The following is a 13092-nucleotide window of genomic DNA, read 5'->3' on the forward strand; positions in this document are numbered from 1 at the left end:
TCACGAGCGTCCGACAACGGCAATGGGCATTTCGTCGAGAATTGCGTTGCCCTTCCCACTCGACCAGAGTGCTGCATCTTGTGCCGCGTACCGCTTGATCGCTGGAGCGAATGTAGCAAGGTAACGGTTCACAGCGGTAGCATCGATTACCTGCGCCGTTAGAAGTTCTTCCAGAGAAACACCCGATCGATCCTTGGTCTTCATCATCCTGTGAACGGTCTTCAGGTTGGTCCCGAACCCATCCTTGATGATCGGATAGACGACCGTCAATCTGTCGATCGCATCCCGCCGCGGCTGAGTGTCCTTCATCCAAGCGTACACGGTCTTCCGTTCGACACGCATCAAGTCCGCGATTGCACTGACGGGAAGCCCGTTCTGCTGCATCTCGCGAATAGTGGCGGCGAAGTCGATCACGGTCTCCTGCTGCAGCAGGTGATCCGTGCTCGGAACCATCTGAACGTTCGAGGTCAGAATCATTCGGTCCGCGGCGAAACCATTTGTGACGGAAGCGCCCGCGGCAGCGAAATACGTGACCCCTTTCAGGATCCCGAAGAAGTTGATCTTGCTCGTTGCAGCTACTGCACTCATGCCCACACCTTCATTGCATGCTCGGTCGTAATCTTGTCGAAGACGTCTCTGATCGGCTGCCAGAGATCTACGATATTGGCCCGCAGCTCCTCCAGGTCAACCTTGCGGGGAGGCGAGTATGTCATTGCGTGATCGGCATCGATTGTAAGAAAGTCTCCGAGTGGTCGATCGATCTGCCAGTTGTTGTCCAGGATCAACTGCGAGTTTAGGTCGGGAGGAAATACCGAAGGCGGCTTCCTGGCGACTTGAACTCTCAGTGCAGCACCAGCCTTTGTGCTCATCTGTAACTGATTCACGCCCTCGCGTAGCGAAAAATCGCCTAATTTCAGTCCAATCGGCATGAAGCGCTCGTGGAGATACTGCTCGAGAACGTCATCGGGCTTTGGTTCCACGAGGTCGAGGTACCGCAATGCTACGCCCTCGATCATCCTGACCTGGTTGCTCTCTGTCCGGACAGCGACCTCGGCGAGGCCGACAAGCTTGCGGAGAAAGTCCTCATGCCCGACATAGCCTCGCGTATGGAGAGCGATCATGCCTTTGTGCACGATGGCCGACCATTTGAAGTCTTCACTCCGAAACTGCCAGATGCGAAGGACTTCGTTCTGAACCTGCACGCCACGCTCATCGATATGCACGTTGATCTGCGGGATCTCAGCTTCTTTTCCGGCAGGATAGTTGTCCGCCAGCCCGCGGGCCATTTCCTTGGTAAACGTGTCGAAATCTGTGATTTCAGGGAACCGGACTACGCCGATCACATACTTGATCGGGGCGTTTTTCATCTGCGCCATAAGTGTTCCCTTCGCTCGGTGTAACTATACACAAAACTAAACACATGCAAGTCACACGGAAAGGGGCCGGTGGCCTCAACTTCAAAATAAAGTTAGCGAACCTCAGTTCGTGGCTCCATTCCTTGCGCAGCCTACTCGCACGCCGGAACATAGTTGCTGTTTCGACATTCTACGAATGTCGCCTGGCGGCATCGCCCCAAACCTCAGGACGGTCCATTCTTCTGCGCCGGGCGGCACCAATGTCCACAACACATATGCGCCGTCCGTTCGCGGTGGCGCTTTTCTGGTCAAGCGTTTGCGGCCCGCCTCCTCGACGAGGCGATGGCCCCGCGAACGAGATTTGACAGCGACTAGCTTACGACACGCTCGATCCGGGCCATATGCGAAGCCGGAGCGGACGTGAGTTCGTCCTCGGCGGTCTTGATCTCGGAGATTGTAAGCCCCGTCGCGATGGCAAAATCTTCGAGGCTGTAGCCTCTCGCGAGGCGAGATGCCTTCAGACGCGCGGCAGTGGATTTGGTTTTCTTTACGAGCTGATCCATGGGGTGCTTTCTCGGCTTGTCGTGTGGCTTCATGCCAAGCACCCGCGCTCGAGCCCCCGCTTCCTGCAGATCTACCAGCTCTTCGATTGTCATTGATGTTCCCCCGCGAGTGGGCACCCTAGCATCGGTCATAACATTCGCAAGCGATTGCTAATGCGAGTAGCGTGCTTGGCGCCGGGTGTGCGATCAGCTCCGATATGCGGACGGCACTTCGGATCCCTGCTGCGGTTCCTCGTCGAACCTCAAAGGCAGCCACATCCACTGACCGTACGCGGATGAGAGAGGTAGGCGAGATACACCAGGCCGCCGGTGTCCTGTTAACCTTTTCCCGGGATAACAATGACATCCGGTCCCTTCTGCGGGCCTGATGCCCGATTTCTCATGGCGATCGGGCGCGACTGGCATATGTGGTTTCCGCCATGCTGCGGCGACCGAGGAGTGCGTCCCTATTATGCCAGATCGTCGTGGCGGGCATGTGATTGTGCCCGCCACCTTCCTTTCGATGAGAGTTTGAGTGCGAACCCTTTCACGATGGCGACACAGCAGAAGCTCTACAGGGAGGCGTGCGCCATCGGGTGGCGAGCACTCTCGACTTCGCTACGGTGATCGCTAGCGCGCTAGGTTTAGAGTGGTCCGCAAAGGCAAGTTACACCGAATGCGAATCCTTAAACGAGTGGGCTCACATGTTTCAAGATGCACTCTCTGGAGGGTCGTTCGCGGCCCGTCAAAGGATTCGAAATCCGGGGGCTTCCCAAGCATTCATCGTCGAATCCCGCGGTAAGATTCGAGGCGGCGCCGCGCCCAAGTATATTCCAGCGTTTTATTTTACATGTGTCGCGGATACATAACCTGATCTTTTCTATCGGCGACGCTGTATTCGGACATTATTACCGATTCGTTGAATTATTATGCTGCTTTAAGAGTCATACTTAGGTCGGGGACCCTTCAAGAGCGGTTTGCGGCGTCTCTTGGCAAAATGTGAGACCTGACACGTCTTCTACCGACATCGAAAGATGGTTTACGTTTGGCTAACGCCTGCCCGGTGCGGGAAGCTGCGATAAAAGGCGCTCGGGGACCGTTGTCAACAATTGTCCTGAGAGATGCTCGCTGGGTGACCGGAAGCTTGATTCACGTGTAGCGTGACGCGCATATACACCAAGGGTTGTTGTCGGATTGTGACGCTGCATTGTTGGGGGTGAACACCAAGCGAAGTGAATCAGAAGATCGGCTTGGCGACGCCGCGCCGCCCAAATAAGGCGGCGGGGATAGAATATTGTGCGGAATCATGATGTTGAGCGAATAATGACGAATTCAGAGTCCGCGGTTATGGGTTCTGCAGTCCGCGCTTAGCGGGGTCGAGTCCGGGCTTATGCGGCGAGGCAGAATAAGAGAAAAATGGCGCACCCGACAGGATTCGAACCTGTGACCTTTGGAATCGGAATCCAACACTCTATCCAGCTGAGCTACGGGTGCATGCCTGAGGCGGGTTTGAATCGCCTGTCCGATGGGTGGTTCTTAGCCTAGCTTTTGGCTGGCTTCAATCACCAAAATGAAAAGTCCGCCGTTCTGTCGATGGCGGACTTTGGTTTTCTAGATCTTCGCGATCAGACCTGCATGGCGCCGGGGCCGGGGATGGCCTTGGGGGGGACCTTGCCGAGGATGATCATGCCGAGCACCTCGTCCTTGGTCACGTCCTCGGTGCGGGCGTGGCCCACCACCTGGCCGTTCTTCATGACGGAGACGCGGTCGGCTAGGTCGAAGACGTCGTGGATGTCGTGGCTGATCAGGAAGATGCCGATGCCTTCCTTCTTCAACTGCTTGATCAGCTCGCCCACCTGCGCGGTCTCCTGCGGTCCAAGGGCTGCCGTCGGCTCGTCCATGATCAGGATGCGGGCGTTGAAGAGGATGGCGCGGGCGATCGCCACGGATTGCCTCTGCCCGCCCGAAAGCGCCTTCACCGGCTCCTTGAAGCGGCGGAAATTGGGGTTGAGGCGGCCCATCACCTCGCGCGTCGAGGCCTCCATGGCGACGTCGTCGAGCGTGCCCCACTTGGTGCGGATCTCGCGACCCAGATAGAGGTTGGCGGCGGCGTCGACGTTGTCGGCGACGGCAAGCGTCTGGTAGATCGTCTCGATGCCGTATTTCTTGGCGTCGCGCGGGTTCTTGATATCGGCGGGTTCGCCGTCGATCATGATTTCGCCGCTGTCGCGCTTGTAGGCACCCGAGAGGATCTTGATGAGCGTCGACTTGCCGGCGCCGTTGTGGCCAAGAAGGGCGACAACCTCGCCGGGGTAGAGATCGACCGAGGCATTGTCCACGGCGTGGATGCCGCCAAACGAGATCGAGATGTTCTTCAGTTCCACGAGAGGAGTGTTCGGGCTTGGGGAAGTGCGTTGATCAGTCATATCCAGGCTCCTCTTACTTCGACCGCGAGCGATAGACGGTGTCGAGCCAGACGGCAACGACGAGAACCGCGCCCACGACGACGTTCTGTATGGGGGTATCGACGTTTGCGAGACCCATGCCCGACTGCAGCGACTGCATGACGAGCGCGCCGAGCATGGCGCCGGCGATCGTGCCGGTGCCGCCGGCAAGCGACGTGCCGCCGATGACGGCCGCCGCGATGGTGTACAGCTCGTAGGTCGTCCCTTGCGAGTTGGCGGCGGCGTTGAGGCGGGCGGTGGAGATCGCCGCGGCAACGGCTGCCAGGAAGCCCATCAGCGCGAAGATGCGCACTGTCACCCAGCGGGTCTTGATGCCGGCGAGCTCGGCCGCTTCAGGGTTGCCGCCGATCGCGAAGACGTAGCGGCCGAAGCGCAGGCGGGTGGCGATGAAGGTCATGACGATGCCGACCAGAACGGCGATCAGGACCGGCACGGCGATGCCGTAGGAGATGAAGAGCCCCGTTTCCGGCCAGGCGATGGCGTTGGCTTCGGCGTATTTCTTGGCGATCGCCACCGGCCAGTAGTAGATGGTCGAGACCCAGATGGCGCCGAGCACCAGCGCGCAGCCGAGAACAACCAGGAAATACTCGGCCCAGAGCGGCCGGCGGGGGAAGTTGAAGCGCTTGCGCTGGTGGCGCGAGCTGATGATGCCGACGATGATCAGCACGCAGGCGATCAGCCCGATGATCCAGCTCCATGTGGCGCCGACGGAGCCTTCGGCACCGCCGCCCATGATGCGGAAGGTGGTGTCGAGGGGGGCGACCGTCTGGCCGGATGTCACATACCAGGCAAGGCCGCGCCAGGCGAGGAAGCCGCCGAGCGTGACGATGAAGGAAGGGACGCCGAGGAAGGCGATGATGACGCCCTGAAAGAGGCCGATCAAAGTGCCGGCGATCAGGCCACAGATGAGCGTGATCAGCCAGGTCCAGGAATTGTCGAAGCCGAGATATTGCGGCAGGAACTTCGCCTGGACGACGCCCATGATCATGGCGACGAGGCCGAGCATCGAGCCGATGGACAGGTCGATATTGCGGGTGACGATGACGAGCACCATGCCGGTCGCGAGAACCGCGATCTCGGTGGTCTGGACCGAGAGGTTCCAGAGGTTGCGCGGCGTCAGAAACAGTCCACCGGTGTAGAGATGAAAGCCGATCCAGATGACCAGCAGCGCCGCGACCATGCCGAGCAGGCGCGTGTCGATCTCAGTTGCGCGCAGGAAGCGCGTGAAAGGGTTACCCTCCGCCGAGCGCGGATGGCTCGATGAGGATTGCGTGATGTTTGCCATGGGTTTGCCGTTTCCCCCATTGTTTGGGCTCTGGCGCGGGTGCCCGAAAGCCCTTGCCGAGGTGCCCTGTTCTTCAAATCGACCACCGAGAGACTTCCGAAGCGGCCGCGTGGGGCGCGGCATCGTTGCGGCAGGGAATCAAAGCGTTCGCGGTGCGTTGCGAGGCGGGGAGCGCTTCATTGGGCTCCATCCGCATCCGGCGCCGCGGCGAGATCGCCACGGCGCCGGTGTGTTGGCTCAGCTGGCGAGGATTAGTCGCAAGCCTTGACGCTGCCGGCCTTCACGCCCTGGCAAGCTTCAGCCTTGGTGATCCAGCCTGCGTCGATGACGACGTTCAGGTTGTCCTTGGTGATCGCCTGCGGCTTCAGGAAGATGGACTGCATCTTCACCTTCTTCGGACCGCCTTCGAAGGCGGTTACGCCGTCGATCTTGTCCATGGTCTTGCCGCCGGCGAGGTCGAGCGCGATTTCAGCAGCGCGCTTGCCGAGTTCGCGGCTATCCTTCCAGACGGAAACCGTCTGGGTGCCGAGCGCGATACGGTTCAAAGCTGCCTTGTCGGCGTCCTGGCCGGAGACCGGAACGGTGCCTGCCATGCCCTGTGCGTCCAGAGCAGCAACCGCGCCGCCGGCCGTGCCGTCGTTAGAAGCAACAACGGCGTCGACCTTGTTGTTGTTGGCGGTCAGGAACTGTTCCATGTTGCGCTGGGCGTTCTGCGGCAGCCAGCCGTCGGTGTAGGCTTCGCCGACGTTCTTGATCTTGCCCGCGTCAACGGCAGCCTTCAGGACTTCCATCTGGCCGGCGAACAGGAAGTCCGCGTTCGGGTCGGAAGAGGAGCCCTTGATGAAGACGTAGTTGCCTTCAGGCTTGACCTTGAACACGCCTTCCGCCTGCAGGCGGCCGACTTCCTTGTTGTCGAAGGTGATGTAGAAGGCAGCCGGGTTTTCGATCAGGCGGTCGTAGCCGACGACAGGAATGCCTTCAGCGGCAGCCTTTTCGATGGCCGGGCCGATTGCATCGGAATCCTGCGCGAGAACGATGAGGGCGTTGGCACCCTGCGAGATCAGCGATTCAACGTCGGTCAGCTGCTTTGCGGCGGACGACTGGGCATCAGCGGAGATGTACTTGGCGCCCTTGGCTTCAAGCGCCTTCTTGATGGCGGCTTCGTCGGTCTTCCAACGCTCTTCCTGGAAGTTGGACCACGACACGCCGACAACGAGGTCGGCAGCCATTGCGGCGGTATGCACCGATACGAGGATGGCAGCACCTGCCATCAGCTTCAAAACATGCTTCATGATATCCTCCCGAATAGAATGCGGCCAGCCCCAGCCAGTGGTTCCTCCGGCCGCCGCGATGTGCTGTCGGGAAAGGTTTTCATTATTTTCTCGACAGTCGAGAAATTAAGTGTCAGAGATTTTTTCAACTGTCAACACCGCACTACCTGTGAATGATCTCTCACGTGGAGGTTGTTGGAGATACGGTGTGAACGAGGGGTGGAATGCACGCGGGAATAGGGCGGCCTTCATGCTGACCAGATCGAGCACGGAACTGGTGCGCCAGCGCAACAGCGTGCTGGTGCTTGCCGCGCTGAGGCGTCATGGCGCGCTGTCCCATACCGAAATAGCTGATTTCACCGGGCTTTCCTCGGCCACGATTTCGGCGATTACCGCCGATCTCGAGAAGGGCGAGGTGATCGAAAAGTCCGAGCAGCAGGCGGCGAGCGGCCGAGGACGGCCGCGCGTGCAGTTTCGCCAGAGGCGCGACAGCGGCTATCTGATCGTCGTCATCATTTCGTCGGATGGCGTGCAATATTCGCTGGTGGATTACGCCGGCACGCTGATCGACCAGTTCGGTGAGGACCGCTCGCACGATCCCGATGGCGCCGCTCGATTCGCGGATGCTGTTGGTGAGGGGCTGGAGCGGCTGCTCGAGCGTTCGCGGCTATCGCGGGACAAGATCAAGCTGATCTCGATCAGCAGCAAGGGGCTGGTGAGCTCCGATGATGCCGTGCTCCTGTGGTCGCCGATCTTCGGCAGCGACCGGATCGATTTCGAGGCGGCGCTGAGGCCCGCGTGGCAGGCGAAGATCATTCTCGACAACGAGACGCTGCTGGTTGCCGCAGCCCTTGGCGCGCGCGAGGATGCGGGCAATCCAGACGGGCTGCGGTCGCTGGCGGCGCTGTCGCTGGGGCACAGCATCGGGCTCGGGATCGTCCGCAATGCGGGGCCGGCCGAGCGGGAGATCTCGGCGCCCAATTTCGGGCACATGCTGCATGTGGCGAATGGCGGTCTTTGTCGGTGTGGGAGCAGGGGGTGCATCGAGGCCTATGCCGGGTTCTACGCGATCCTGCGCATGGCCTTCGAGGTGCCTGACGATACGATCCCGGCGAAGTTCGTTCCCGTCGGCGAGCTCGACAAGATCGCGGCGCGGGCGCGCCAGGGACACCGGATGTCGGCCTTCGCCTTCCGGCAGGCGGGGCTGGCGCTTGGAAACGGGCTGTCGCGGCTGCTAAGCCTCACCGAGCGGATGCCGGTGGCGATCACCGGGCCCGGCACGCGCTACTACGATCTGCTGAGGCCCGGTATCGAGGAGGGGCTTGCCCAGTCGCACATGGTCAGGATGCAGGGCATGCCAGAGCTGCGCGTCGTGTTCGACGAGCCGCTGTTGGTGTTCGAGGGGCATCTCAACCGGGCGCTGTCCGTCATCGACGGCGATATCGTCCAGGGCGGGTTCGGCTAAGCGGCGGATGTCCTGCGCCGCGTGAGCGTTCTGCCGATCTTCTGTCCCTGCATCTCGATGAACCTGTGGCCGACCGCAGACAGCGCGTAGACGATCGGGATGGTAATGACGATGGAGAGCAGAAAGCGCTGTAAGTCGCTGATGTCGTGGCCATGCGCCTTGATGAGATAGGCGATGACGGGCTGCATGACCAGCAGGTGGATCAGATAGGCGCCGAAGGAGAGTTCGCCGAGCTCGTGGCAGAACCTGTTGCCCATGAAATCGGAAATCCGGTTGAGCGGATTTGCCAGCGGGCGCGGCAGATGCGCGTGGAAGATCAGCGCGAAGAAGGCGACGACAAGTCCGAGGCGCACGACTTCGCGCATGACGGTCATGCCGCCGCCGATCGGGATCGCCACGAAGGCCAGCGCCAACAGGAAGTGGACGAGGGCGCGTGGGGCCGAGGCGTTGAGCGCGCCGGCGAGCAGCATACCTGATGCGAAGACGTGCATCTTCAGCGGCAGGAAGGCCGGCATCGGGAAGTTTACGCCGACGAAGCGGAGCGCCATGGCGATCGCAACGCCGGCGACAACCACGCCGATGCTCCCGCGCAGCCAGCCGAGCCGGTGGATGAAGAGCATCAGGAAGGGCAGGACGGCATAGAACTGCATTTCGAGGCTGATGCTCCAATCCGGCAGCGGTGTGCGGAAGGCGTGCGCCGGCGAGAGGCCGAAGAGGAAGCTGACATGCAGCAGCACGTTCTCGAGGCTGCCGTCGAGATAGCGTTCGGGAAGCTGCGGGGTGACGCCAAGGAAGTGGTCGATCACCATGCGGCTTTCGAAAATGACGGGGCCGAGCGCGATGGCGATCGCCAGCATCACGTAATAAAGTGGGGCGATGCGGAAGAAGCGGCGGGTCCAGAAATTCGACCATGTCGAGATCTCCGACCACGGCTCCTTTTCCTGGCGCAGCTGATAGTGAAACACCATCAGGAAGCCGGAGAGCATGATGAAGAGATCGACGCCGAGATCAGGATCGCCGATCAGCGGCAGATGCCATCCGGTGAGCAGCATAGCGTGCCCAATCAGCACCCATAAAGCGGCGATGCCACGCAAGCCGTCGAGGCTGCCAATTCGCCCGGAAGAGCCCGAAATTTCCGCCATCTATTGGTCACCCAGTTCGTCGGAGGTGGCATGAATGGCCCGAAAACTGAAGGAAACCAATGCTAATTTGGATATTTGGCGCAATGTAACACGCGTCGGACGTGCGGAAAATTTGCTAATATACAAAGACAGGCAATGCACTTGCGAGGGCCGCGCCAAGGTGCGTTTTGTGATCGAGCCAGGCGAATGTTACAGGCAATGTCAGAGAGCAGAGGGTGCGACGACGATCGCGCCGGAGGCAAAAACGAGAAATGGCCGGGTCGGGCCCCGGCCATCTCCTATGTGGCTTTCGGTCGGGAGAAAACCGTCAGCCGATCTTGATCAGCTTGCCTTCCTTGACGGACTGGACGGCCGCGTCGGCAAGCACAAGGGCGGCGAGGCCATCGGCGCCCGAGGGAGAGATCCTGGCACCCTTTTCGATGGCGGCGATGAAGCTTGCAATCTCGTTGGCATAGGCTTCGGTGTAGCGGGTCATGAAGAAATCGTGCAGCGGCGGGCGGGTATAGCCTTCGCCATTAGCGACTTCGATCGAGACGGCGCGCTGGTTTTCGGCCGAGACCATGCCCTTGGAGCCGTGCACCTCGATGCGCTGGTCGTAGCCATAGGTGGCGCGGCGCGAGTTGGAGATGATCGCCTGCTTGCCGGACTTGGTCTGCAGGATGACGGAAACGCTGTCGTAGTCGCCGGCCTCACCGATCGCCTTGTCGACGAGAACGGCGGCGGTTGCTGTGACGGCGACCGGCTCTTCGCCGAGCAGGAAGCGGGCCATGTCGAAATCGTGGATCGTCATGTCGCGGAAGATGCCGCCGGAACGCTTGATATAGTCGACGGGAGGGGCGCCCGGATCGCGCGAGGTGATCGTCACCATCTCGACGTCGCCGATGCGGCCGTCGTCGATGGCATGGCGCACGGCCATGAAGTGCGGGTCGAAGCGGCGGTTGAAGCCGACCATCAGCTTGCCCTTGGTCTCGTCCACCACCTTGATGCAGGCCTTGACGCGCTCGACGGAGAGATCGACGGGCTTCTCGCAGAAGATCGCCTTGCCTGCGCGGGCGAAGCGCTCGATCAGGTCGGCATGGGTGTCGGTCGGCGTGCAGATGACGACGGCGTCGATATCGCTGGCGGCTTCGATCGCCTCGATGGTGCGGACTTCGCAGCCGTAAGCGGATGCGATGGCGTTGGCGGCCTCCGGAAAGGCGTCGGCGACGGCAACGAGCCTTGCATTGGCATCGCCGCTGACTGCCTTGGCGTGAACCTTGCCGATACGACCGGCGCCGAGAAGACCAAATCTGACTGTCATGTAAACCTCCCTTGAATTCGGCTTGCCTTCTCGCGGAATGGATGGGCCGAATTTATCTCCTTGTGGAATTTTCATTCCATTTTATACACGCGTCGTCAAGGCCGTGGGCCTTTCACATTTCAAGAAACCATCTTAAAGACACGTAACAATTCATATGTGGGAATGAGATGCAGCTGATCGATCCAAACCATCCGGCCTACCGCGCGCTTTGGGTGCGCGTTCTCATCGTCGCGGTCTGCTTCGGCTGGACCGGGGTCGAGGCCTTGTGGGGCGATCCCTTCTGGGCGGTGCTGGCGGCCGGCGCCGGCGCTTATGCCGCCTACGTGCTGCTCTGGTCCTACAAGCCTGCAGACCCTAGCGAGGGAAAGGCGGCTGTCGAGGACAAGACCGCCGAGCCTGCCGAGACGCAGGACGCTCCCAAGAACGACGCGTAATCAGCGTCTGGCGCTTCTCGTCTTGCGGCGGATCGCTTCGTCGATCAGCTGATTGGCGATCGTCATGCGCTTGGTGGCGTTGTCGCGAAACAGCGGGTGGACGCGATCGGGATGATTGGCTTTGGCGAAGCCGCGTCGCTTGTCGCTGAGGCTCTGGACTGTGTCGTTCGCCGAGATCGCCAGTTCGGCGGCGATCTCAGGCAGCGCCGTGCGGGCGAGGTGCTCCGGCATCACCGGTTCGAGCTCGATCTCGGGGAGTGGCTCGGTCACCGGCTCGGGCGAGGGCTCGGGCGGCACCTGGGCGGTTGCCTCTCGCGGCGTTTCGAATTCCAGATTGTCGAAATAGGCCTGGCCGGGCCGCGCCGAGGGTGCGGATACGCCCTCCATCACGTCGAAAGCGAGGCCCGTCGTGAAGCCCGGCATGCGGTGCGAGACGGGAGCGGCCTCCTCTATAGAGTCGCCATCCTCTTCCTTCAGGCGATCAAGCACTGACTGGAACAGCGATTGTCCGAATAGCATGGAGCCTCCCTTGCGCGAATGCGCATAGAACGCGACCAAGATGGCGTGGGGCTTGTGAGGCCCCATCCAAACAGTCAGGTCCCGCCCTTGCGGCTCTCCGCCAGCACCAGATCGTAAAGCAGCCGCGCGCTCGGGGGCAGGGCGCGTTCCCTTGCGGTGATCAGGCTGTAGGGCCGGACGTTGATCTCGAAGTCGATCGGCAGCACGCGCACATCCGAGGCGCGTGAACGCTGCGCCGCCAGGAAGTGGGCGACGTCGATGGCGATCGGAGCGATCGCGTCGGTCTGGCAGATGATCGCGCAGGTGAGCAGCAGCGACGAGGTGTTGACGATATTCTCTGGCACGGCAACGCCGCGCGACAGGAACATGTCCTCGATCGTGCGCCTGAGCAATGTGCCGGGCGGCTGGAAGACCCAGTCGTATTCCGTCAGGTCGGCCATGGTGGCCACGCCCTTCTGTAATAGAGGGTGGCCGCTGCGCACGATCAGGCAGGCGCGCTCGACGCCGATCTCCTGCACCTCGAAAAGCCGCGGGTTGAGATCATCCGGGATGCGGCTGATGACGAAGTCGTGGCGGGCGGCCAGAAGCTCGCGGGCAAGCACGTTGCTGGTCTCGACCTGAATGTTGACCTCGATGCCGGGAAGCGCCGTGCGGATCTGCTTGATGGCGGGGACGACGAGGCTCATTGCGGGCGCTGTCACCGCGCCGATGAAGACAGATCCGCCCTTGCCGGATCTGAGCTCGGCGATCTCGCGGCTTGCCTCCCTGAGTTCCAACATGATCTTGCGCGCACGCCTTGCGAGTGCCTCGCCGAAGGTGGTCAGCACCACGCCACGGGCAACGCGCTCATAAAGCGGAGTCTTAACAATGGTCTCCATTTCCGACAGCATTCGCGACGCGGCGGGCTGTGAAATGTTAAGTGCTTCGGCAGCCGCCGAAATCTGGCCGCTATCTTCGATTGCGACGATCATGCGCAAGTGATTCAGCTTGAGTCCCGACCGCAGAAGGCCGTCATCCCCAAAAATCTCTGTCTGTATATCCACGTTCTCTAATGCCACATGCCCTGAATTGCTCGACATGGTTGCAGCCTCCCTACTGCTCTCCATTAAAAGTAATACTTTTTAACGATATACCAAATTTGTTATGCCTTTTGCCACTTATTCTATTTGACAGTTATAGGAATCCATACCAGTTTGCCGCCGTGTGCTGGTTGGCACTCAACACGTGTGAGAGCGTGGAGGAGACCTACTTCGTTTCTCGCTATTGAAGTATTATCCAATACGAAACCCGCCACAGTTCGGGGTGGGCGAGGAG

Annotated in this window: 12 protein-coding genes and 1 tRNA gene; 2 read left to right on the plus strand and 11 right to left on the minus strand. The window is 60.7% G+C overall.

What is annotated here, in order from left to right; genetic code table 11:
• The 7 genes from ACIQUB_RS01070 to xylF form a co-directional block, all read right to left on the minus strand.
• Positions 1 to 588 carry a hypothetical protein gene (locus ACIQUB_RS01070; protein WP_113238394.1) on the minus strand — a complete coding sequence of 196 codons (588 nt, stop codon included), beginning with the start codon at positions 586 to 588 and terminating at the stop codon, positions 1 to 3.
• The gene (locus ACIQUB_RS01075; protein ID WP_113238393.1) at positions 585 to 1376 is read right to left on the minus strand and encodes a TIGR04255 family protein; all 792 of its coding nucleotides are present in this window, start codon (positions 1374 to 1376) and stop codon (positions 585 to 587) included. The genes ACIQUB_RS01070 and ACIQUB_RS01075 overlap by 4 nt, the downstream gene beginning before the upstream one ends.
• A gap of 350 nt (positions 1377 to 1726) precedes the next feature.
• Positions 1727 to 2011, minus strand: a complete 285-nt coding sequence (locus ACIQUB_RS01080; protein WP_402928348.1) for a hypothetical protein — start codon at positions 2009 to 2011, stop codon at positions 1727 to 1729.
• A gap of 1303 nt (positions 2012 to 3314) precedes the next feature.
• Positions 3315 to 3391 (minus strand) — tRNA-Arg (locus ACIQUB_RS01085).
• Positions 3392 to 3522: 131 nt separating this feature from the next.
• Positions 3523 to 4323 (minus strand): ATP-binding cassette domain-containing protein, encoded by an 801-nt coding sequence (locus ACIQUB_RS01090; protein ID WP_026282772.1) that lies wholly within the window; start codon positions 4321 to 4323, stop codon positions 3523 to 3525.
• 13 nt (positions 4324 to 4336) lie between these two features.
• The gene (locus ACIQUB_RS01095; RefSeq protein ID WP_018897225.1) at positions 4337 to 5647 is read right to left on the minus strand and encodes a sugar ABC transporter permease; all 1311 of its coding nucleotides are present in this window, start codon (positions 5645 to 5647) and stop codon (positions 4337 to 4339) included.
• A 251-nt stretch (positions 5648 to 5898) separates the two neighbouring features.
• Positions 5899 to 6939, minus strand: a complete 1041-nt coding sequence (gene xylF / locus ACIQUB_RS01100; protein WP_018897226.1) for a D-xylose ABC transporter substrate-binding protein — start codon at positions 6937 to 6939, stop codon at positions 5899 to 5901.
• A gap of 229 nt (positions 6940 to 7168) precedes the next feature.
• Between xylF and ACIQUB_RS01105 the strand changes: the two genes are divergently transcribed.
• A complete protein-coding gene (locus tag ACIQUB_RS01105) occupies positions 7169 to 8383 on the plus strand; it encodes an ROK family transcriptional regulator (protein ID WP_113238392.1) in 1215 nt (404 codons plus the stop codon).
• Here the strand turns inward: ACIQUB_RS01105 and ACIQUB_RS01110 are convergent.
• Positions 8380 to 9525, minus strand: coding sequence for an acyltransferase (locus ACIQUB_RS01110; RefSeq protein ID WP_113238391.1), 1146 nt, complete (start codon positions 9523 to 9525; stop codon positions 8380 to 8382). The genes ACIQUB_RS01105 and ACIQUB_RS01110 overlap by 4 nt on opposite strands.
• 307 nt (positions 9526 to 9832) lie before the next feature.
• The gene (gene iolG / locus ACIQUB_RS01115) at positions 9833 to 10825 is read right to left on the minus strand and encodes an inositol 2-dehydrogenase (protein WP_113238390.1); all 993 of its coding nucleotides are present in this window, start codon (positions 10823 to 10825) and stop codon (positions 9833 to 9835) included.
• Positions 10826 to 10992: 167 nt separating this feature from the next.
• On the opposite strand from iolG, the gene ACIQUB_RS01120 reads away from it, so the two are divergent.
• Entirely contained in the window at positions 10993 to 11259 is a 267-nt protein-coding gene (locus ACIQUB_RS01120) for a hypothetical protein (RefSeq protein ID WP_113238389.1), read from the plus strand.
• Here the strand turns inward: ACIQUB_RS01120 and ACIQUB_RS01125 are convergent, their stop codons facing one another.
• A complete protein-coding gene (locus tag ACIQUB_RS01125) occupies positions 11260 to 11778 on the minus strand; it encodes a hypothetical protein (protein ID WP_113238405.1) in 519 nt (172 codons plus the stop codon).
• 74 nt (positions 11779 to 11852) lie between these two features.
• Complete coding sequence (locus ACIQUB_RS01130) at positions 11853 to 12884, minus strand: LysR family transcriptional regulator (RefSeq protein WP_402928355.1); 1032 nt, start codon at positions 12882 to 12884, stop codon at positions 11853 to 11855.
• Positions 12885 to 13092: the final 208 nt, after the last annotated feature.

Source organism: Rhizobium sp. NPDC090275, assembly GCF_044772225.1.
Lineage (GTDB): Bacteria > Pseudomonadota > Alphaproteobacteria > Rhizobiales > Rhizobiaceae > Rhizobium.

Excerpts from the sequence above, each read along its gene's own strand:
- ACIQUB_RS01070 (WP_113238394.1), bottom strand. The coding sequence starts at position 588 with ATGAGTGCAGTAGCTGCAACGAGCAAGATCAACTTCTTCGGGATCCTG.
- ACIQUB_RS01075 (WP_113238393.1), bottom strand. The coding sequence starts at position 1,376 with ATGGCGCAGATGAAAAACGCCCCGATCAAGTATGTGATCGGCGTAGTC.
- ACIQUB_RS01125 (WP_113238405.1), bottom strand. The coding sequence starts at position 11,778 with ATGCTATTCGGACAATCGCTGTTCCAGTCAGTGCTTGATCGCCTGAAG.
- ACIQUB_RS01095 (WP_018897225.1), bottom strand. The coding sequence starts at position 5,647 with ATGGCAAACATCACGCAATCCTCATCGAGCCATCCGCGCTCGGCGGAG.
- xylF (WP_018897226.1), bottom strand. The coding sequence starts at position 6,939 with ATGAAGCATGTTTTGAAGCTGATGGCAGGTGCTGCCATCCTCGTATCG.
- ACIQUB_RS01080 (WP_402928348.1), bottom strand. The coding sequence starts at position 2,011 with ATGACAATCGAAGAGCTGGTAGATCTGCAGGAAGCGGGGGCTCGAGCG.
- ACIQUB_RS01110 (WP_113238391.1), bottom strand. The coding sequence starts at position 9,525 with ATGGCGGAAATTTCGGGCTCTTCCGGGCGAATTGGCAGCCTCGACGGC.
- iolG (WP_113238390.1), bottom strand. The coding sequence starts at position 10,825 with ATGACAGTCAGATTTGGTCTTCTCGGCGCCGGTCGTATCGGCAAGGTT.
- ACIQUB_RS01120 (WP_113238389.1), top strand. The coding sequence starts at position 10,993 with ATGCAGCTGATCGATCCAAACCATCCGGCCTACCGCGCGCTTTGGGTG.
- ACIQUB_RS01090 (WP_026282772.1), bottom strand. The coding sequence starts at position 4,323 with ATGACTGATCAACGCACTTCCCCAAGCCCGAACACTCCTCTCGTGGAA.
- ACIQUB_RS01130 (WP_402928355.1), bottom strand. The coding sequence starts at position 12,884 with ATGGAGAGCAGTAGGGAGGCTGCAACCATGTCGAGCAATTCAGGGCAT.
- ACIQUB_RS01105 (WP_113238392.1), top strand. The coding sequence starts at position 7,169 with ATGCTGACCAGATCGAGCACGGAACTGGTGCGCCAGCGCAACAGCGTG.